The sequence below is a fragment of the Mycobacterium basiliense genome (genome assembly GCF_900292015.1).
In the GTDB taxonomy this organism is placed as follows: Bacteria; Actinomycetota; Actinomycetes; order Mycobacteriales; family Mycobacteriaceae; genus Mycobacterium; species Mycobacterium basiliense.
On record NZ_LR130759.1, the window covers coordinates 5,586,683 to 5,607,630 of the forward strand.

At 65.0% G+C, this 20,948-nt stretch carries 19 protein-coding genes; 8 read left to right on the forward strand and 11 right to left on the reverse strand.

Translation table 11 applies throughout. The features are described from left to right. Window positions 1–172: 172 nt before the first annotated feature. Both MB901379_RS23760 and MB901379_RS23765 read right to left on the reverse strand, forming a co-directional pair. Window positions 173–673, reverse strand: coding sequence for a pullulanase (locus MB901379_RS23760; protein ID WP_158018829.1), 501 nt, complete (start codon window positions 671–673; stop codon window positions 173–175). A 24-nt stretch (window positions 674–697) separates the two neighbouring features. Next, window positions 698–2,143, reverse strand: coding sequence for a CCA tRNA nucleotidyltransferase (locus MB901379_RS23765; RefSeq protein ID WP_158018830.1), 1,446 nt, complete (start codon window positions 2,141–2,143; stop codon window positions 698–700). Between the two features lie 414 nt (window positions 2,144–2,557). Between MB901379_RS23765 and MB901379_RS23770 the strand changes: the two genes are divergently transcribed. The 8 genes from MB901379_RS23770 to MB901379_RS23805 all read left to right on the forward strand — a co-directional run bounded on the left by MB901379_RS23770 (window position 2,558) and on the right by MB901379_RS23805 (window position 13,576). Beyond that, on the forward strand, window positions 2,558–3,298 hold the full coding sequence (locus MB901379_RS23770; protein WP_158018831.1) for an NUDIX hydrolase: 741 nt from the start codon (window positions 2,558–2,560) through the stop codon (window positions 3,296–3,298). After that, complete coding sequence (locus MB901379_RS23775; protein ID WP_158018832.1) at window positions 3,295–5,691, forward strand: hypothetical protein; 2,397 nt, start codon at window positions 3,295–3,297, stop codon at window positions 5,689–5,691. The genes MB901379_RS23770 and MB901379_RS23775 overlap by 4 nt, the downstream gene beginning before the upstream one ends. Beyond that, window positions 5,688–9,323 carry a lipid II flippase MurJ gene (locus MB901379_RS23780; protein WP_158018833.1) on the forward strand — a complete coding sequence of 1,212 codons (3,636 nt, stop codon included), beginning with the start codon at window positions 5,688–5,690 and terminating at the stop codon, window positions 9,321–9,323. The genes MB901379_RS23775 and MB901379_RS23780 overlap by 4 nt, the downstream gene beginning before the upstream one ends. Before the next feature lie 62 nt (window positions 9,324–9,385). Beyond that, window positions 9,386–9,952, forward strand: a complete 567-nt coding sequence (gene sigM / locus MB901379_RS23785; protein WP_158018834.1) for an RNA polymerase sigma factor SigM — start codon at window positions 9,386–9,388, stop codon at window positions 9,950–9,952. Between the two features lie 56 nt (window positions 9,953–10,008). Beyond that, the gene (locus MB901379_RS23790) at window positions 10,009–10,758 is read left to right on the forward strand and encodes a hypothetical protein (protein WP_158018835.1); all 750 of its coding nucleotides are present in this window, start codon (window positions 10,009–10,011) and stop codon (window positions 10,756–10,758) included. A 114-nt stretch (window positions 10,759–10,872) separates the two neighbouring features. Continuing rightward, complete coding sequence (gene trxB / locus MB901379_RS23795; protein ID WP_158018836.1) at window positions 10,873–11,871, forward strand: thioredoxin-disulfide reductase; 999 nt, start codon at window positions 10,873–10,875, stop codon at window positions 11,869–11,871. Then, window positions 11,868–12,221: a thioredoxin gene (gene trxA / locus MB901379_RS23800; RefSeq protein ID WP_158018837.1), complete on the forward strand. Its 354-nt coding sequence runs from the start codon at window positions 11,868–11,870 to the stop codon at window positions 12,219–12,221. The genes trxB and trxA overlap by 4 nt, the downstream gene beginning before the upstream one ends. Before the next feature lie 134 nt (window positions 12,222–12,355). Next, window positions 12,356–13,576, forward strand: a complete 1,221-nt coding sequence (locus MB901379_RS23805) for an N-acetylmuramoyl-L-alanine amidase (RefSeq protein ID WP_158018838.1) — start codon at window positions 12,356–12,358, stop codon at window positions 13,574–13,576. Between the two features lie 9 nt (window positions 13,577–13,585). On the opposite strand, the gene MB901379_RS23810 is transcribed toward MB901379_RS23805, so the two are convergent. The 9 genes from MB901379_RS23810 to rpmH form a co-directional block, all read right to left on the reverse strand. Further along, complete coding sequence (locus tag MB901379_RS23810) at window positions 13,586–14,347, reverse strand: acetyltransferase (protein ID WP_158018839.1); 762 nt, start codon at window positions 14,345–14,347, stop codon at window positions 13,586–13,588. Window positions 14,348–14,761: 414 nt separating this feature from the next. Then, the gene (locus MB901379_RS23815; RefSeq protein WP_158018840.1) at window positions 14,762–15,745 is read right to left on the reverse strand and encodes a ParB/RepB/Spo0J family partition protein; all 984 of its coding nucleotides are present in this window, start codon (window positions 15,743–15,745) and stop codon (window positions 14,762–14,764) included. Continuing rightward, the gene (locus tag MB901379_RS23820; RefSeq protein WP_408632402.1) at window positions 15,742–16,731 is read right to left on the reverse strand and encodes a ParA family protein; all 990 of its coding nucleotides are present in this window, start codon (window positions 16,729–16,731) and stop codon (window positions 15,742–15,744) included. The genes MB901379_RS23815 and MB901379_RS23820 overlap by 4 nt, the downstream gene beginning before the upstream one ends. 230 nt (window positions 16,732–16,961) lie before the next feature. Continuing rightward, a complete protein-coding gene (gene rsmG / locus MB901379_RS23825; protein WP_158018842.1) occupies window positions 16,962–17,690 on the reverse strand; it encodes a 16S rRNA (guanine(527)-N(7))-methyltransferase RsmG in 729 nt (242 codons plus the stop codon). A 102-nt stretch (window positions 17,691–17,792) separates the two neighbouring features. After that, window positions 17,793–18,365 (reverse strand): Jag family protein, encoded by a 573-nt coding sequence (locus tag MB901379_RS23830; RefSeq protein WP_158018843.1) that lies wholly within the window; start codon window positions 18,363–18,365, stop codon window positions 17,793–17,795. 74 nt (window positions 18,366–18,439) lie between these two features. Continuing rightward, window positions 18,440–19,579: a membrane protein insertase YidC gene (gene yidC / locus MB901379_RS23835; RefSeq protein ID WP_158018844.1), complete on the reverse strand. Its 1,140-nt coding sequence runs from the start codon at window positions 19,577–19,579 to the stop codon at window positions 18,440–18,442. Beyond that, window positions 19,563–19,901, reverse strand: coding sequence for a membrane protein insertion efficiency factor YidD (yidD, locus tag MB901379_RS23840; RefSeq protein WP_174237064.1), 339 nt, complete (start codon window positions 19,899–19,901; stop codon window positions 19,563–19,565). The genes yidC and yidD overlap by 17 nt, the downstream gene beginning before the upstream one ends. Beyond that, complete coding sequence (gene rnpA / locus MB901379_RS23845; RefSeq protein WP_158018845.1) at window positions 19,898–20,257, reverse strand: ribonuclease P protein component; 360 nt, start codon at window positions 20,255–20,257, stop codon at window positions 19,898–19,900. Before rnpA ends, yidD begins: the two co-directional genes overlap by 4 nt. Window positions 20,258–20,280: 23 nt before the next feature. After that, entirely contained in the window at window positions 20,281–20,424 is a 144-nt protein-coding gene (rpmH, locus tag MB901379_RS23850) for a 50S ribosomal protein L34 (RefSeq protein ID WP_077100535.1), read from the reverse strand. Window positions 20,425–20,948 lie beyond the last annotated feature (524 nt).

The following is a 20,948-nucleotide window of genomic DNA, read 5'->3' on the forward strand; positions in this document are numbered from 1 at the left end:
CTTTTCTCGATCAAGGCGTCGATAGCCCGCCGTGCGACGAGCACCGGACCCTTGGCGCCGCTCTCATCGTGCTGGCCACGCTAACGAGGCACACCCCAGGCGGTCAATTCACCCCCAAGTGCATTACCCGACGGCTCACGGCCGAAAGCACAGACCGCGGTACTCCGATGACTCACAGTGCGCTGGCCCCGTCGGCAGTTCCGTCTCCGTCGGCATCGGTGAGCCGCACGTCCCAATGCCCATCGCCATCGGTATCGACATAGCCGGTCATGCCTTGCTCGCCGGCGCACAGCACCCGGTCGGCAACCCCGTTGCCGTCGACGTCGAATAGCCGGTCATCGGGGCGACCGTGCCCGTCGAAATCGACCAAGGGACCGCCCGTGTGTTCGGCTCCGTCGAGCCCATACCAGCGCAGCTGCCCACCGGCTACCGCCCACGTTCCGGATCCGTCATCGGTGAAAAAGGCTTCCGGGGTACCGTCGTTGTCGAGGTCGAGGACAGCATGGTCGGCGATCCCGTCGCCGTCGAAGTCCGCCAGCGCGTCGTCGCGCAATCCGTCCCCGTCGAGATCCAGGCCAATCGCGTCGAGCCGGCCGTCACCATCTAGGTCCAGATCGGGCGGACGATTCCAGATGGCCGCCGCTTCGTCGTCACCGCCAAGGCAATACTCCATGACAGTTCCGACGCGAGGTCTTCGCTAGCGGTTCCCCCGTGATTCCCACCAGGACTGCAACTCCGCAGTTGCTTCCTCAGCGGTCAATGGCCCACGGTCCAGCCGTAGCTCTTTGAGATAGCGCCACGCCTCGCCGACTTGAGGTCCGGCGGGAATGTTGAGCAGCTTCATGATCTGGTTGCCGTCCAAGTCCGGCCGAACCCGGTCGAGATCTTCTTGGGCGGCCAGCTCGGCGATGCGCTCTTCAAGCCGGTCGTAGCTGGCACGCAGTCGGGCCGCTCGTCGTTGGTTGCGGGTCGTGCAGTCGGCACGGACCAACTTGTGTAGTCGGGGCAGCAGCGGTCCGGCATCGGTGACGTAGCGGCGCACCGCCGAATCGGTCCACTTCCCGTCGCCGTAGCCGTGGAACCGCAGATGCAGATAAACCAGCTGCGAAGTGTCGTCGATCATCTGCTTGGAGTACTTGAGCGCCCGCATCCGTTTGCGCACCATCTTGGCGCCCACCACCTCATGGTGATGAAAGCTCACGCCGCCGTTGGGTTCATGCCGCCGAGTGGCCGGCTTGCCGATGTCATGCAGCAGCGCTGCCCAGCGCAGGACCAGATCCGGGCCGTCATCCTCCAACGCGATCGCCTGTCGCAGCACTGTCAACGAATGCTGGTAAACGTCCTTGTGTTGGTGGTGTTCGTCGATGGCCATCTGCATGCCGCCGATCTCGGGTAGCACCACTTCACCCATTCCGGTCTGCACCATCAGGTCGATGCCGGCCACTGGATCGTCACCGAGTAGCAGCTTGTCCAGTTCCGCGGCCACCCGCTCGGCGCTGATCCGGGCGAGCTGCGGAGCCATCTGTTCGATCGCGGCCCGCACCCGCGGGGCGACGCTGAAGCCCAGTTGCGAAACAAATCGCGCGGCGCGCAGCATCCGCAACGGATCGTCGCCGAAGGACACCTCTGGAGGTGCCGGGGTGTCGAGCGTCCGATCTCGCAGCGCTGCCAAACCACCGAGCGGGTCGAGGAACTCACCCGGACCATTCGGCGTGACGCGCACGGCCATCGCGTTGACGGTGAAATCACGGCGCACGAGGTCCTCGTCGAGGCGGTCGCCGAAACGTACCTCCGGATGCCGCGAGACCTGATCGTAGCTGTCGGCGCGGAACGTCGTTATCTCGAGGCGATAGTCGTCCTTGCCGACCCCGATCGTGCCAAACTCGATACCGGTATCCCACACCGCATCGGCCCATGGCCGCACGATCTTCTGCACCTGATCCGGCCGGGCATCGGTGGTGAAGTCGAGGTCGGGAGACTTCAGCCGACCCAGCAGCGCGTCCCGGACCGAGCCGCCGACCAGGTACAGCTCGTGGCCCGAACCGGTGAACGCCGATCCGAGTTCACGAAGGATGGCAGCGTGCCGATTGAGGGCGACCGCGGCCGCGGTCAGCAGTTCGGCGTCCTGGACAGCTTCTGGCACGTTCGATCAGCCTAGTCGGGCGACGAGGCGAGCCGTGACGGCCCGGTGAGAAGCCCGACAAATCGGGACCACTCGGGCGACGAGGCGAGCCGAGACGGCGGGCCACCCACCCACCCCCGCCACTGTGTTGTCACACCCGCCACATTGGCCCCTGACGCGGCCACTGTCTGTTGTGCCCACCTCGCAGCGACAAACTCCGTGGCCGCGTGGTTGTCGCTCAGAGGCGGGCACAACGTGTGCCCACCGACCGAGAGGCCAATGTGGCGAATGCGGCTAGAGTGACTCAGCGGGCTCCGTCCCGCTCGCATCGACCCCGCCTATCCGCGGTCGCGCAATCAGGCCCCCAACCCTCGGTGGGCTCCCGGACGGCGAGTACATCCTGGCGACCGGCCCGTGCCAGCTAATATCGCTTGGGTGTCGGAGGACGAACAACGCAAACCGCGTCGACGCCGGGGCCGGCGCCGCAGACGTGGCGCTGCGGGTTCGGACGAGAACGATACGGGTGCCCAGTCAACCGCGGACGCCGCTTCGACGCCGGCAACAATCAAGGGCCGCCGATCGCGGTTGCCAAGGCGCGGCCGGCCAGACCGTCTGCGCACCGTACACGAGACCTCTGCCGGAGGGCTGGTCATCGACGGTATTGACGGACCGCGTGAGGCGCAGGTGGCGGCGTTGATCGGTCGGATCGACCGACGAGGACGCATGCTGTGGTCTTTGCCCAAAGGCCACATCGAGATGGGCGAGACAGCCGAACAGACCGCGATCCGCGAGGTCGCCGAGGAGACCGGCATCCGGGGCGGTGTGCTTGCCGCGCTCGGGCGTATCGACTACTGGTTCGTCACCGATGGCCGCCGCGTGCACAAGACCGTCCATCACTACTTAATGCGCTTTCTGGGCGGCGAGCTCTCCGACGACGATCTTGAGGTCGCCGAGGTGGCCTGGGTACCGATCCGGGAACTGCCAGCCCGGCTGGCCTACGCCGACGAACGTCGGCTGGCCGAAGTCGCCGACGAGCTGATCGACAAGCTGCAAAGCGACGGTCCGGCCGCGCTCCCGCCGCTGCCTCCTAGCTCCCCTCGACGACGCCCGCAAACACACTCGCGCACCCGTCATGCCGACGGACCCCGGAAGAACGGCCACGGGCCCGGGCCGTGACCGCGTTGCGACTCCCATGGGCCGAGATGTGGCGCTTCGCCGCGGTGATCGGAATAGTGGCCGGTTTCGCGGTGGCGCTGACCGCTCCCGCAGCCGCGCCACGCGCGACAGCGGGCGAGCCAAGTGCGACGCCGTTCGTGCAAGTCCGGATCGATCAGGTGACCCCCGATGTTGTCACCACCACCAGCGACCCCGTCGTCACTGTCAGCGGCATGGTGACCAACATTGGGGACCGCCCGGTTCGTGACGTGATGGTTCGGCTCGAACACGCCGCGGCGGTCACCTCGTCGGCCACGCTACGCACCTCGCTCGACGGCAGCACCGACCAATACCATCCAGCCGCAGATTTCCTGACGGTCGCGCCCGAACTCGAGCGCGGGCAAGGGGTCGGCTTTACCCTGTCTGCCCCGCTGCGCTCGCTGACCAAGCCGTCGCTAGCCATCGACGAACCGGGGATCTTCCCGGTCCTGGTCAATGTCAACGGGACACCCGATTACGGCGCACCCGCTCGGCTGGACAATGCACGATTCCTGCTGCCCGTCGTGGGTGTTCCACCCGACCGTACGGCCGACTTCGATTCCGCCGTCGCGCCGGAAACAAACAAGCCCGTCTGGATCACCATGCTGTGGCCGTTGGCCGATCGCCCCAGATTGGCGCCCGGCGTTCCCGGCGGAACCATTCCGGTTCGGCTAATCGACGACGACCTGGCGAACTCACTTGCCAGCGGCGGACGGCTCGATACCCTGCTCGCCGCGGCCGAGCTCGCCACCAGCCGCGACGTCGACCCGGAGGGCGCTGTCACCCGCTCGCTGTGTCTGGCAGTCGACCCGGACCTGCTGGTCACGGTCAACGCAATGACCGGCGGCTACGTGGTGTCCGACTCCCCGGATGGCCCCGCCCAATTGCCCGGCACCACGACGCACCCGGGGACGGGTCAGGCTGCCGCGTCCATCTGGCTGGACCGGCTGCGGGCGCTGTCCCACCGGACCTGCGTGGTGCCCCTCCCATACGCACAAGCCGACCTGGACGCCCTACAGCGTGTCAACGATCCCGCCCTCAGCCGGATCGCCGTCATCAGCCCCGCCGATATTGTCGATCGAATTCTCGACGTCGATTCCGTCCGGGGGGCGACCCTGCTGCCCGACGGCCCGCTAACCAGCCGCGTCGTCAACTTGCTCAGCGGCGAGCAAGGGATGGTCGCGATTGCGGCCGCCGACTTTTCTGCGCACGACGCGGCCGACGCTGCCCGGGCCAACGCCGACATCGCCCCCCGGCGATTGTCCCCTCAGGTAGTCGCGGCGCCGTTTGATCCGGCGGTCGGTGCCGCCCTAGCCGCGGCAGGTAGCAACCCGATCGTTCCCACCTATCTGGATCCCGCGTTGTCGGTTCACATCACCCATGACTCGGTCACCGCGCGCCGTCAGGACGCGCTAGGTGCCATGCTGTGGCGCAGCGTGTCACCAGAGGCAGCGCCACGCACCCAAATCCTCATGCCGCCGACCATGTGGAACCTGCGGGGCGATGATGCGCAGTTGATCCTGACGGCGCTGGCCACCACCATTCACTCCGGCCTGGCGGTACCCCGCCCGCTGCCGGCGCTGCTTGCCGAGGCGGCGGCCCACAACGAGCCCCCGGAGCCTCCGGGCGCCTACGGCTCCACGCGTGGCCGATTCAACGACGACATCACCGCACAGATAGCCGACCAGGTTGGCCGACTGTGGAAGCTAACCTCGGCGCTGGCCACCGATGACCGCACCGGACTCACCGGCGTGCAGTACACCGCGCCACTACGCGAGGACATGCTGCGCGCGCTGAGCCAATCGGTGCCACCCGACACGCGCAACGGTCTGGCCCAGCAGCGGCTCACGGTCGTCGGCCACACGATCAACGACTTCTTCGGTGCCGTGACGATCGTCAATCCGGGCGGCTCCTACACCCTGGCCACCGAACACAGCCCCCTTCCGCTAGCCCTACACAATGGCCTGGCCGTACCGATCCGGGTCAAGTTGCAGGTCGATGCGCCACCCGGCATGACCGTCACTGACGTCGGTGAGATCGAACTGCCACCGGGGTACCTGCCGCTACGGGTACCGATCGAAGTCAAGTTCACCCAGCGGGTTGCCATCGACGTTGCGCTCAAGACTCCCGACGGGATGACGCTGGGTGAGCCGGTGCGCCTGTCGGTGCACTCCAACGCCTACGGCAAGGTCTTGTTCGCGATCACGCTCACCGCGGCCGCGGTGTTAGTCACCCTCGCCGGGCGCCGTCTTTGGCACCGATTCCGTGGCCAGCCCGACCGCGCCGACTTGGATCGCCCCGACCCGCCCCCGGCCAGGCACCGCGAGCAGCGTCGTGCGATCGACCATCGGGTCGATGAAGAGCACCGCGTATGAAATCGGCTCCGCGGCATGTGCAAGCGGGGCCGCAGCCACAGCCACCGCAATCGCCAAGACGACACCGTCTTCAACTCTCACCCCAAGAGGTGGGGGCCGCAGCATTACCGGTGCAGGGCCCACCACGCAGACGGCCTGAATTGACCGATGCCGCACTGGTATCCCGGTCGTGGGGAATGGCATTCGCGACGCTGATCAGCCGGCTCACCGGTTTTGCCCGGATCGTGCTGCTGGCCGCAATCCTGGGTGCCGCGCTGTCCAGCTCCTTCTCGGTGGCCAATCAGCTACCAAACCTGGTTGCGGCGCTAGTACTCGAGGCGACGTTCACGGCGATATTCGTGCCCGTATTGGCCCGTGCCGAGCAGGACGACCCCGACGGGGGTGCCGCGTTCGTACGCCGATTGGTGACTTTGGCGACCACGCTGCTAGTGCTCGCCACCACCTTGTCGGTCTTGGCGGCGCCCCTGCTGGTCCGGTTGATGCTAGGTCGTAGCCCGCAAGTCAACCAGCCCCTGACCACCGCCTTCGCCTACCTTCTCCTGCCCCAGGTACTCGCCTATGGTCTGTCGTCGGTGTTTATGGCAATCCTGAACACTCGCAACGTATTCGGCCCGCCCGCCTGGGCGCCCGTCGTCAACAACGTCGTCGCGATCGCAACGTTGCTGGTGTATCTAGCCGCCCCGGGTGAGCTGTCGGTCGACCCGGTCAAGATGGGCAATGCCAAGCTGCTCATTCTCGGCGTCGGTACCACCTTGGGAGTGTTCACCCAGACCGCGGTGCTGCTGGTCGCCATCGGGCGCGAGCACATCAGCCTGCGCCCGCTGTGGGGAGTCGATCAGCGGCTCAAGCGCTTCGGGACCATGGCCGCAGCCATGGTGCTCTACGTGCTGATCAGTCAGCTCGGATTGATAGTGGGCAACCAAATTGCCAGCACGGCCGCGGCTTCTGGTCCGGCGATCTACAACTACACCTGGCTGGTGCTGATGCTGCCATTCGGGATGATCGGCGTGACGGTGTTGACTGTGGTGATGCCGCGGCTGAGTCGCAACGCCGCCGCCGACGACCTCCCCGCCGTCCTCGCCGACCTTTCATTGGCTACCCGGTTAACCATGATCACGCTGATCCCGATGGTGGCGTTTATGACCGTCGGCGGCTCGGCGATGGGTACCGCACTGTTTGCCTACGGCAACTTCGGCCAAGTCGACGCCGGGTACTTGGGCGCTGCGATCGCGCTCTCCGCCTTCACCCTGATCCCCTACGCCCTGGTGCTGTTGCAGCTGCGGGTGTTCTACGCCCGCGAACAGCCCTGGACGCCGATCGTGGTCATAGTCGTCATCACCGGCGTCAAGATCATCGCTTCGCTGGCAGCACCGCATGTCACCAGCGACCGTGAGTTGGTCGCCGGCTACTTGGGGCTGGCCAACGGCCTGGGATTTCTGGCCGGTGCCCTAGTCGGCTACTACCTGCTGCGCCGGGCGCTACGGCCCGATGGTGGCCAGCTGATCGGCGCCCGCGAAGTACACACCATCCTGGTGACCACCGCCGCCTCGTTGGTGGCTGGCCTATTTGCCTACGTGGTGGATCGGCTGCTGGGGCTCAACCAATTGACCACCCATGCCGGCGGGATTGGTTCGCTGCTGCGCCTGGTGATATTGGCGCTGATCATGCTGCCGATCCTGGCCGCGGTGGTGCTCGGTGCACAGGTCCCCGAAGCGCAGGCAGCACTGGCTGCGGTCCGGAGGCGGTGGCACAAACAGCCCGGCAAACCCGTGCCGAGCAAGGTGACTGTGCCAGATGAATCGTCTGGCACAAGCGCCGTCACGTACCCTGAGCAAAGAAACTCGTCCCCGCCGGGGGGAAGTGCGGTCTTGGAACCGATCCGGCGCAGACCTCCGGTGGGCAGAACCGGGATAGGGAAAGGACCGGAGGTGACCGACCGCTCCTCGGATAGTGCCGCCTCATCCAATTCCGCGTCAGACACCGATCTGCCGCGGCCTGTTGCCGACGACTTCCAACCCGACATCCCCGCCGATTTCGATCGGGGCCGCGGCGCGGCGAGACCCACATCCGATCAGTTCAACGGCGATTCCGTCAGTGAAACCCGTGGGCCGATCCCGTTCGACGCGCCGCGAGAGCGCCCCGCAGACCCGCCACCGCAAGACGACATCAAACTGGTGCCGGGCGCTCGCATCGCCAACGGCCGCTACCGTCTGCTCGTCTTCCACGGAGGTGCACCACCGCTGCAGTTCTGGCAGGCGCTGGACACCGCGCTGGACCGGCAGGTGGCATTGACCTTCGTCGATCCGGACGGCGCGCTTCCCGAAGAGGTGATGCAGGACATCCTGGCCCGTACCTTGCGGCTGAGCCGGATCGACAAACCTGGTATCGCCAGGGTGCTCGACGTGCTTCACACCTCGTCGGGCGGGCTGGTGGTCGCCGAGTGGATCCGAGGCGGTTCGCTGCAAGAGGTCGCGGAAACCGCGCCGTCGCCCGTTGGGGCGATCCGCGCGATGCAGTCGCTGGCCGCAGCTGCCGATGCCGCCCACCGCGCTGGGGTGGCCCTGTCAATCGACCACCCCAGCCGCGTGCGTGTCAGCATCGAGGGTGACGTGGTGCTCGCCTATCCGGCGACCATGCCAGACGCCAACCCGCAAGACGACATTCGAGGTATCGGTGCCGCCCTGTATGCGCTGTTGGTCAACCGGTGGCCGCTGCGGGAGTCTGGTGTGCGCAGCGGGCTGGCACCGGCCGAACGTGATGCGTCCGGCAATCCCGTCGAACCCAGCGCTGTGGACAGTGACGTCCCCTTCCAGATTTCTGCAGTCGCGGTTCGGTCGGTCCAGGAAGATGGCGGGATACGCAGTGCATCAACGCTGTTGAACTTGCTGCAGCAGGCCACTGCGGTGGCCGACCGCACCGAGGTACTCGGCCCGATCGAACCTGCCCCACTCCCCCCGCGGCGTTCGACGGCACCGGACGCAGCGGCCCTCCCCCGCCGCCGGCGCAACCTGCTGATCGGTATCGGTGCCGGCGCGGCCATCCTCTTGGTGGCCTTGCTGGTTTTGGTCTCGGTCGTCAACAAGATCTTCGGCAACGTCGGGGCCGGCCTCAACCGGGACCAGCTTGGCCTGAACACGCCCACCTCATCGACGTCGGGGGAAATGAGCTCGGCGCCGTCGGGCAGCGTCGTCAAACCCACCAAGGCCACCGTCTTCTCCCCCGACGGCGAAGCCGACAACCCGAGCCAAGCCGACTTGGCCATCGACGGCAATCCCAGCACCTCATGGGAAACCGACACCTATTCCGATGCCGTTCCATTCCCCTCATTCAAAAACGGTGTCGGCTTGATGCTCCAGCTGCCGCAACCCACCGTGGTCGGCACGGTCACCATCGACGTTTCGAGCACCGACACCAAAGTGGAGATTCGTTCCTCGCCAACTGCCAATCCGGCGAAGCTGAGCGACACGACCGTGCTAGCGCCGGCCACCACGGTCAAGCCCGGTCACAACACCATCGCGGTCAATACCTCCACACCGACATCGAACCTGCTGGTGTGGATTTCGACGCTGGGAACCACCGACGGCAAGAGCCGCGCCGCCATCTCGGAAATCACAGTTCGCGCCGCGTCCTGAGTTCGGGGACGGCCGCCCGCGGGTGAAGTGCCCGACGGCCACCGAGGGGTTACTGTCCGGCGGTGGATCTTGCGGGTGGACGGGAACGCACTGACGCCGAGCTGCTGAGAGCCTTTGTCGCCGGTGACGGATTGGCCTTCGAGCAGCTGTTCCGCCGTCATCGGCGGCAGCTGTACCGGCTGGCCCGGCTAACCAGCCAAACCCCAGAAGACGCCGAGGACGCGCTGCAAGAGGCCATGCTGTCCGCGCACCGCGGTGCCGCCTCGTTTCGGTATGACGCCGCGGTCAGTAGTTGGTTACACCGCATCGTCGTCAATGCCTGCCTGGACCGGTTGCGTCGCGCCAAGTCGCGGCCGACCACCGCGCTCGAAGATGTGTATTCGGTTCCCGACCAAACGGCTCAGGTGGAGACGGCGATGGTGGTACAGCGAGCATTGATGCGGCTTCCGGTAGAGCAACGGGCCGCGGTGGTCGCCGTCGATATGCAGGGGTATTCGATCGCCGACACCGCGCGGATGCTGGGGGTGGCAGCGGGCACCGTCAAGAGTCGCTGCGCTCGTGGGCGGTCCCGTCTGGTGCGCCTGCTGGGTTACCTGGACGCCGACGCGACCGTATTGGACACCGGCTAGCGCGGGCTACGGACCGCCCGTGGCCATCGGGCCCGTCATGCCGCACACTGGGGCGGATGAATGGAGCCGAGAACGAAGCGAGCGCGGACCCGCCGCTGACCGTCGAGCTCCTGGCCGAGCTGCAGGCGGGACTACTCGGCGACGAAGCCGCCGCTCGAGTCCGGCGGCAGGTACGCACCGACCCCACCGCGGCGGCAGCCCTGCACGCGTTGCAGCAGGTTCGCCGCGATGTCGCTGACGCCGGGGCGGATCCGGCGTCAGCGCCGGATCCGCCCACCGATCTCCTTGACAGGATCTCCGCTACCCTACGGTCTGCACCGGCGAACGGCACCCGCGCTGCGCACGCCGCCCGCCCTCGCACTCGACCGGCGAAAGTCCTCGCCGGCATCGCCGGATTGTGCGCCGCGGTCGCGGCGATCGGCCTCGGTACCACCGCGCTGATCAAGGCACCTACGCCGACGCCGAGCGGTCCAACCACCGCGATGCACATCACGATTTCCACACCACCGCCAATGATCCCGCTGTCCATGAATCAGATTCTGGATTTGCTGCAGCGGACTCCCGACTTCGGGACGCTCACCGACCCGGCCCGGCGTGCATCCTGCCTGAACGGACTGGGCTACCCGGCGTCTACCGAGGTGCTGGGAGCGCGCCCCATCGACATCAATGCCCGACCGGGGGTACTCCTGGTGCTACCCGGGGATACCCCCACCAACGTGGCCGCGTATGCGGTGGCGCAATACTGCAGCGCAGCCGACACCGGGCTGCTGGCCAGCACAACCGTCCCCCGGAAACTCCCGCCGTGACCGGCATGCGCCGCAAGCGGGAACACCAGTGCCTACGCTTGCGTTCATAGAAGTCCGAGAAGACAAAGAAGTTAGCGAAGCCAGACGCTCAACGTCCGTATCCGAAAGGCCCGCATGACCGCCGCCTCCCCCGCCCAAGACACCATCCACGACGTAATAGTCATCGGCTCCGGGCCGGCCGGATATACCGCGGCCCTCTACACCGCCCGCGCTCAGCTGGCTCCGCTGGTTTTCGAGGGCACCTCCTTCGGAGGTGCGCTGATGACCACCACGGAGGTCGAGAACTACCCCGGATTCCGTGAGGGCATCACGGGCCCAGAGTTGATGGACGAGATGCGCGAACAGGCGCTGCGATTCGGTGCAGACCTGCGAATGGAAGACGTGGAATCGGTAGAGCTGGATGGTCCGATCAAATCGGTCGTCACCGCCGAGGGGGAAACCCATCGCGCTCGTGCCGTGATCCTGGCGATGGGCGCTGCGGCGCGCTATCTACACGTACCTGGGGAACAGGAGCTGTTGGGCCGCGGAGTGAGTTCGTGTGCCACCTGTGACGGGTTCTTCTTCCGCGATCAAGACATCGCGGTCATCGGGGGCGGTGACTCTGCCATGGAGGAGGCCACCTTCCTGACCCGGTTCGCCAGGAGCGTCACGTTGGTGCACCGCCGCGACGAGTTCCGGGCGTCCAAGATCATGCTCAACCGCGCCCAGGCCAACGACAAGATCCGGATCCTGACCAATAAGGTCGTCGTTGCTGTGGAGGGGGGTGGCACGGTCACCGGACTGCGGTTGCGTGACGGACTTACCGGTGAGGAATCGACGCTGCCGGTGACCGGCGTCTTCGTCGCGATCGGCCACGAGCCGCGATCCGCGTTGGTGCGTGATGCCGTAGACCTAGATCCCGACGGCTACGTGCTGGTCGAGGGCCGTACCACGGGCACGTCGCTGCAAGGAGTGTTCGCCGCTGGCGACCTGGTGGACCGCACCTACCGTCAGGCTGTCACCGCGGCCGGCAGCGGTTGCGCCGCCGCTATAGACGCCGAGCGCTGGCTGGCCGAACATGAAACGGCGGGAGACGCTGACAGTACCGACACGTTGATTGGAGCACAGCAATGACCGATTCCGAGAAGTCCAGCGCCACCATCGAGGTTTCCGACGCCTCTTTCTCCACCGACGTGTTATCCAGCAATAAGCCTGTGCTGGTTGACTTTTGGGCAACTTGGTGTGGACCATGCAAAATGGTGGCGCCGGTGCTTGAGGAAATCGCAGCCGAACGTTCGGATAATTTGACGGTCGCCAAGCTAGATGTCGACGCCAATCCTGAAACGGCGCGCGATTTCCAGGTTGTCTCCATTCCCACCATGATCCTGTTCAAGGACGGCCAGGCGGTAAAACGAATCGTCGGGGCCAAAGGCAAAGCGGCGTTGCTACGTGAGCTTTCCGACGTGGTTCCCAACCTCACCTAGACCTGTTCTAGAGGTCGGATCGAACCGCCCCGACTGGCCTGGGGTTTTCCCTAAATCGGCAAGGATCTGCGACAATACCGGTTAGCTGTCGTGCATTTGTCAGCGATGTCAGTTAGTTCCGGAGGGCCCTTGGTATGCCGAGTCCGCGCCGCGAAGACGGCGACGCGCTGCGCTGCGGTGATCGCGGCGCCGCTGTCACGGAGATCCGGGCGGTGCTGGCTGCACTGGGAATGCTGGACAACGTCGACGAAGACCTGACCACAGGCCAACACGTCGCCGTCGAGCTATTCGACGTCAACCTCGATCAGGCGGTGCGTGCCTTTCAGCAGCACCGGGGACTGCTCGTGGACGGCATTGTCGGCGAGGCAACCTACCGCGCATTGAAAGAGGCCTCTTACCGGCTCGGGGCGCGCACGCTGTATCACCAATTCGGTGCTCCGCTGTACGGCGACGATGTCGCGACACTTCAGGCTCGGCTGCAGGATCTCGGTTTCTACACCGGCCTGGTCGACGGTCATTTCGGGCTGCAGACACACAACGCGTTGATCTCATACCAGCGTGAGTACGGGCTCTCCGCTGACGGCATCTGCGGCCCAGAAACGTTGCGCTCGCTGTACTTCCTGAGTTCGCGCGTCAGTGGCGGCTCGCCACACGCGATTCGGGAAGAGGAGCTGGTTCGTAGGTCCGGTCCCAAGCTGTCAGGCAAGCGCATCATCATCGATCCGGGCCGCGGGGGTAACGACCACGGCCTGATCACCCAAGGTCCTGCCGGGCCGATCAGCGAAGCAGACATGCTGTGGGACTTGGCTAGTCGACTTGAGGGGCGGATGTCCGCCATCGGTATGGAGACATTCTTGTCCCGGCCGGCCAATCGCAGTCCATCGGACGCTGAGCGGGCCGCTACTGCCAACTCTGTCGGGGCGGACCTGATGATCAGCCTACGTTGCGAAGCTCAACCCGGTTCAGCGGCAAACGGTGTGGCCTCCTTCCACTTCGGCAATGCGCACGGTTCGGTATCCACCATTGGTCGCAATCTTGCCGACTTCATTCAGCGAGAAGTTGTGGCGCGCACCGGGTTACAGGATTGTCGCACTCACGGTCGGACTTGGGATCTGTTGCGGCTGACCAGAATGCCCACGGTTCAGGTCGACGTCGGGTATATCACCAACTCACGCGATCGCGAGATGCTGATCTCCATGCAGACCCGCGATGCCATTGCCGAAGGGATTCTCGCCGCGGTCAAGCGGCTTTACCTACTCGGCAAGAACGACCGTCCCACAGGCACTTTCACCTTTGCCGAGTTGCTTGCCCACGAACTCTCGGTGGAGCGGGCGAGCAGACTCAGCGGATCCTGACCCTTCTTGTCACCTGAGACCCGGTGTCGGGTTGGCACTTAGCGCATTGCCGACCGCAGCCGCCGCGCCCACCGGCTGTTCCAGTTGAGCATTCTCCAGCAGACGTTCCAGGGCGGCTTCGACTTCTGCTTTCCATCCCAAACCTTTGTCCAACTCGAGCCGAAGCCGAGGAAAGTACCGGTGGGGTGTCACCACAACGAAACCGACGTCCAGCAGGAAGTCGGCATCAATGATGCAGTGGTCCACCGAGCAGTCACCGAGAGATTCCAAAACCGGCCGCACATCAGGACTGACCATCCGGGGATTTTGTAATTCGGCGGTTGCCGCTGTGCGGCCGAATGCTTCCAGCGCCCGGACACCGCGCCGGACCAACTCGTCGATCACCCGGGCGATCAGGTCGTGCGGCAGATCATCTGCGGCTTGACCGCGCTCAATCCCCATCGACGTGAGCAACACCGCGTCGGCGGACACCGGTCCCGTCGGAAAGCGATACGCTCGGGGCACCGCGCGCGGCGGTGCGTAGAACACATACCCCAGACATGGCGGGTCGGCAGTGCTGCGCCCGTCCGGGATGGCCGTAGCAACTTGGCCGCACGAGCCCCATTCCAGCATCACCATCGACAGCCAGGCTTCCTTTTCGAATTCCGGGTCGGCTAGGTGGTCCTCATTTCCGAGGGTCGCCGGATCCACTTCCCAGAAGACACAGCGACGCGCATGCTTCGGAAGCTGCTCGAAGGCCTCGAGCCGCAGCGCAGTGATACGAGCAGGCACTAGTCTCCTAGCCTCCGTGCGGTGCTGCCGCAATCGGTCGTGCGCCCTCCGCCAGCCACCCGGCCCGCGAACTCACAAGACAATGTCGACAGCCTCGCTCCTACGCCAGCCGCCGTGCGACCCGCGTTGTCACACGGCGATACCAACAGCCCTGCCTTCCCTCGGCTGATGGGCACCAGCAACCCATCTAGGATAGGAGAGTTCACCTCGTTGGGGCCAGTGTTGGCCCTACCACTAGAGCCGTCGCTGCGCACCGCTCCCCGTCCCGGGTATCCAGCCGCCGCCCGTATCAATCAGTTCTCGAAATCGCTTGATGCACAGTAGATCTGCGCTCGCTCGCGACACCCTGGACGGCTTCGTTAGCACTCCGGAGCCGCGGGTTGTCACAGTGACGTAATTACATGGTGTTACCGGTCATGGTTTTGCATCGGTCATGAGGGCAATGATGCGCTGCAGATCGTCCACCGAGCCGAATTCCACGACGATCTTGCCCTTGCGTTTGCCGAGGCTGACCGACACCCGGGTGTCGAAGGCGTTCGAGAGGCGCTCGGCAACGTCTTGCAGTCCCGGCATCTGGATCGGCTTGCGCCGAGGCGGCGCCGGCGCGCTGGCGTCACCGCGGTTGGCCAATGTCACCGCCTCTTCGGTGGCTCGCACCGAAAGCCCCTCCGCGACGATCCGGCTCGCCAGTTCCTCCTGCGCGTCCGGACCGGCTTCCAGGGACAGCAGCGCGCGCGCATGGCCCGCCGACAACACCCCCGCCGCCACTCGGCGCTGCACCACGATCGGCAGCTTGAGCAAGCGAATCATGTTGGTGATCAGTGGTCGCGAACGGCCGATGCGCGCGGCGAGTTCGTCGTGCGTGACGCCGAACTCGTCGAGCAATTGTTGGTAGGCGGCCGCCTCTTCCAACGGGTTCAGCTGGACCCGATGGATGTTTTCCAAAAGAGCGTCGCGCAGCAGATTGTCGTCGCCCGTCTCGCGCACGATGGCGGGGATGGCCTCTAGACCCGCCTCCTGGGCCGCTCGCCAGCGTCGTTCCCCCATCACAATTTGGTAGCGGGGGCCACCTGGAACGCCCTGGACAGTCCGCACGACGATGGGTTGCAAGAGCCCGAACTCGCGGATCGAATGCACCAATTCCGACAACGCTTCTTCGTCGAAGACCTGCCTCGGCTGTCGCGGATTGGCCTCGATGTCCGACGGTGAAATCTCCCGGTATACCGCGCCGATCGGAGTGGTACCCGGTGTCGACCCGCCGATCACCACGTCGGCGGCCACCGAGCCCATGCGCGGCCCGAAAGTCGATGGTCCCGACTCTCCCTCGGCAGGGGCGGTGGGGATCAACGACGCCAGACCCCGGCCCAGGCCACCCTTCCTCCGCGACGGCTGCGTCATGGTCGTCCCTTCCCGACTGGTGGTTGATAGCGCTCGGCGAGTTCGCGGCTGGCATCCAGATAGCTCATCGCCCCGCGCGAGCCGGGATCGTAATCGATGATCGTCATGCTGTAGCCCGGTGCTTCCGAGACCTTCACGCTGCGTGGAATCACCGTCCGCAAGACCTTGTCTCCGAAGTAGCGGCGGACTTCATCGGCGACCTGATCAGCGAGCTTTGTGCGCCCGTCATACATCGTCAGAATGACGGTGGTGACCTCGAGTTCCGGGTTGAGGTGAGCCTTCACCATCTCGATATTGCGCATCAGCTGTGACACACCTTCCAGCGCGTAGTACTCGCACTGGATGGGGATCATCACTTCGGGGGCCGCAACCAGTGCGTTGATGGTGAGCAGCCCAAGCGATGGTGGGCAGTCCACGAAGACGTAGTCGAAGTCGAACTTGTCCAGCTCGGCGAGCGCATTTCGTAACCGATTCTCGCGCGCCACCATACTGACCAATTCGATCTCCGCGCCCGCAAGATCGATGGTGGCTGGCACGCAGAAGAGCCGGTCGCTGTGCGGGCTTCGTTGCAGCGCCTCTTCCAACGAGACCTCGCCGATGAGGACTTCGTAGGACGACGGGGTGCCGGACTGGCGGTCGGTGATACCGAGCGCGGTACTTGCATTGCCCTGGGGATCGAGATCTATCACCAGCGTTTTGAGCCCCTGCACGGCGAGGGCCGCCGCGAGGTTAACCGCCGTGGTGGTCTTACCGACGCCACCTTTCTGATTGGCGATGGTGAAAAGCCGGCGCTGCTGCGGACGGTGCAGTGGTTCGTGGGTGGTGTGCAAGACCCGCATGGCGCGTTCCGCGGCGGCACCGATCGGTGTGTCGAATTCGGTCGATGTTTCACGTGAAACATTCACCGTCGGATTGTGCGCTGTTTCGGCCGCGGACGCCAATTCGCGACCGACGGCCGCCTCGCCCGGCCGCGACTGCGGCTGCACGACGGCCTCGGGTACCGCCCCCCGGGGTGATGCACCCGATCGCCGTGCCGGAGGCGAGACCTCCTGCGCCGCAGCAATGTCGGGTGAAGCCGTCGCCCCCCGCACCCGTGGCGCATCCGTGAGGTTCTGCGCCTGCGCTACCCGTGCCGAGTCCGGCACCGGCAGGCCAGCGCGCCCTACCTTCCGATCTAGTGTTTGTGTCACGACACCCGCGACAACATCTGCCGAGCTCATATTGCTCCCCTGTCCGCGATCCGCGGCGGCCGGCGTCGCGGCGGCTTTCCGCGCCGCGCTACCACTACGGTTGCGGGCGGCCGTAAATAGTTGGCGCCACATGTGACCACCCTGACATCAACGGCACCCGACGCCGCCATCACACGCCGGTGCTCTCGTACTTCCTCGGCGGCGCGCTCGCCCTTGATGGCGAGCATCCGCCCATCGAGCCTTACCAAAGGCATGCTCCACTTCGTCAGTTTGTCCAATGCCGCCACCGCTCTTGAGACCGCGGCGTCGCTGTCGCCGAGCGCCTTCTGCACCGCCCGATCCTCGGCGCGGCCGCGGACCACCTCAACTGTCAGTCCCAGATCGTGCACCACCTCACGAAGAAATTCGCTCCGTCGCAAGAGCGGCTCTAATAGAACAATGCGGAGATCCGGTCGCGCAATCGCCAGCGCCACCCCGGGTAACCCTGCTCCACTCCCGACGTCTACGACTCGATCTCCCGGATCGAGGAGTTCGCCGATCGCGGCGGAATTCAGCAGGTGCCGCTCCCACAGCCGACCCACCTCCCGCGGTCCCAGTAGTCCGCGTTCGACCCCGGCACCCGCCAACAGGTCGGCGTATCGCTGCGCCAGCTGCACACGACTGCCGAAAACGGCGGCGGCGGACAACGCGGTGCCTGCACTCCCCGGAGCGGTCTCGCTCGGCTCCGAAGACCCGCCATGTTTCACGTGAAACATTCTCCGCTCATCCAATACTTGTTCCCACGCATAACAGGCGTGGATTACACGACTGTTATTCGTCGGGCGTCAGTCACGTCGCGGTCGCGGTTCGCGCACAGATCAGTCACGCAAGACGACAACGCGCCGAGACGGCTCTACGCCTTCGCTCTCGCTGTGCACCCCGGATACCGCGGCCACCGCATCGTGCACGATCTTGCGCTCAAACGGCGTCATCGGCGCCAGTTCCTCGCGTTGACCAGAGTCGGCCACGCGACGCGCCACCTTGTCTCCCAGCGCCGCCAGTTCTTCGCGACGGCGCCGCCGCCAGCTGGCGATGTCGAGCATCAGTCGACTGCGCACACCCGTCTTCTGATGCACCGCCAGGCGGGTGAGTTCCTGCAGCGCGTCGAGAACCTCTCCGCCGCGGCCTACCAACTTATTCAAGTCGTTACCGCCGTCGATGCTCACGACCGCCCGGCTGCCCTCGACGTCTAGGTCGATGTCGCCGTCGAAATCCAACAGGTCCAACAGCTCTTCCAAATAGTCGCCGGCAATCTCGCCCTCGGCAACCAACCGCTCTTCCAGGTCTTCACCCTCGTCGGCACCGACGGGCTCGTCGGTAGCACCCGGCGCGACCTGCTCGACTGCGTTACGGTCATCCGTCTCGAGTTCGGTGGTGTCCGCTTCGGTCATAAGTTCATCTCCCTCATCTACGGATCGGTCTTCGCGATGTTTCGCGACGTCTTTGTGCGGCGTTCAGTGGGTGGTCAACGTTTGCGCTTCTTTGGTCGCGCACCCGGGCGCGGGGCCCGGTTCGCAGGGGCGCTATTCCGGCGGGCCGAATTCGGCCTGCTGGCCTCCGAAGGTGCCGCCTTCCCCGAGCCTTCGGTAGTGCCCCGCTCCTCCGCACTCGCGTTGGAGTCGCCCTCTGCGTCTGACGAGTCGCCGGTGTCCGTCTCCCCGCCGTCTCGGCCCGGCGCTGTTTTGGACGCGCGCTTGGGTTTGGCCCCCGGCGCGGGAGCGTTCGCCGCCCGACGCTGCAAGGCCTCCTGCTTCTTGGCTTCTTCCTCTTTCTCGATCATCCCGAACACGTAGTGCTGTTGACCGAACGTCCAGATGTTGTTCGAGAACCAGTACAAGATGATGGCCAACGGAAGAAACGGTCCACCAACGACGACGCCGAGCGGAAAAACATACAGCGCCAACTTGTTCATCATCGCGGTCTGCGGGTTCGCCGCCGCCTCAGGACTCTGTCGAGCGACCGAGGCGCGGCTATTGAAGTAGGTCGCGATGCCCGCCAGGATCATCACCGGTACCCCGACCGCAATCACCGCTGGGCGACTGAAGTCCACGAAAGCATCTAGACCCCCGCGCTGCGTCATGGACGCACCGATCGGGGCTCCGAACAGATTCGCGTCCAGGAAGTGGCCGACGTCGGTCGGTGTGAAGACATAGTTTCCGGTCATCCGGTTCTCAATCACCGACATGTGCGGCTGACCGAGACCGCCGGTAGTGCGGTTGAACGAACGCAGCACGTGATACAGACCCAGGAACACTGGGATCTGCGCCAGCATCGGCAAGCAACCGAGGATGGGATTAAAACCGTGCTCTCGTTGCAGCTTCTGCATCTCCATCGCCATCCGCTGACGATCTTTGCCGTACTTCTTCTGCAATGCCTTGATCTGTGGCTGCAGTTCTTGCATCTGCCGGGTGGTACGGATTTGCCGAACAAACGGCTTGTACAGCAGGGCTCGCAAAGTGAAAACCAAGAACATCACCGCCAGCGCCCAAGCAAAGAAGTTCGACGGCCCAAGCACGAACGCAAACAGCTTGTACCAAAGCCACATGATCCACGACACCGGGTAATAGACGAAGTCGAGGCTGAAGAAATCAAACAAAAGACTCACTCTTTCCGTGATTCACGGGACCAGCCCGACCGACCTCGTCGGCTCGGCATCCCTCGCGCTCCGGTATCGGATCCCATCCTCCCCGATGCCACGGACCACACTTGGCGAGTCTGGCCACCGTCAGCCAGCTCCCTCGGATCAGCCCATACTCGGTAAGCGCATCGACGGCGTATTGACTACAGGTCGGGATAAAGCGGCACGAGGCGGGCCGTAGTGGCGAAACCATGTGCCGGTATAACTCAATCAAATAGATGGCGCCGCGAACGGCCTTCCGGCCGGTGGCCCGACCCACTCCGCCAGGACCGCATGCCCACTGACTCACCGATCAGTACCTGCCAATGCGAAGGCGCGTCGCAACCCACTTCGCAACTGTTGCTCCAACCACGCCGATGAGACATCGCGGCTACTCGGCAAGGCACGAATCACCACCCGATCACCGGGATGCAAGGCCGCCAACATCGGACGAGCGACGTGCCGCAGACGCCGCGCGACACGATGGCGGTCGACAGCGGTGCCTACGGATTTGGCGATGATGAGACCCACCCGAGGGCCACTGCCGTCGGGCTCGTCGCTCCGCCGGACGTACACGATAGCGTCGGGTTGGACGATGCGCAGGCCGTGCCTCACCGTCGCATCGAACTCAGTCGACCGCCTCATGCGGTTGCCTGCCGACAGCACCGCTGCAAAACCCGCCGTTACGATCAGGCAGTCAACGCACGGCGGCCTTTGCGGCGCCGACTCGACACGATGGATCGCCCGGCCCGGGTGCGCATCCGCAGCCGGAAACCGTGAACGCGGGCTCGGCGCCGGTTGTTCGGCTGGAAAGTCCGCTTGCCCTTGGCCACGGCGTTCTCCTCGGTGTGTCTGGCATAACCACCTGGCCGCTGTGTTCAGCAACTCGTCGTTCGGCGGTGGTCTCGCAGCTGGCCGGCGCGGTCCCCAGAACGCACGATCTAGGTCGCAGCCGCATCGCCGACTTTCGGGCGACTGTTTGAGGGTACTGACGAGCCCTCGCCCGGTCAAACCTCGCCAGTCCCAATTGACTCATACCGGACCGGTAGCCCGTGCCGCCAAATCGAGGGAAACCGTTGTCAGTTCCTCGGATTCAAGACCAACTTTGACCAGAATCGGAAACAAGTGTTGGCAGCCGCACCGAAACCTGTTAGCTTCGGGCAGTGCCGTTTCGGCTTGAGACGGCAGCCGACAACGAAGCAAGGATGGCAGATCGGACTAGCTGCCCAAACAACCGAGTAATTGGATGCAGCATGAAGATCGCGAGCCGTTGCCGATAGGCTGCGGCACGTCGATGACCGTCCTTTCCACACCTGTGGATAACCATGTGGATAGTGTGGTCAGCAATTGCACCTCG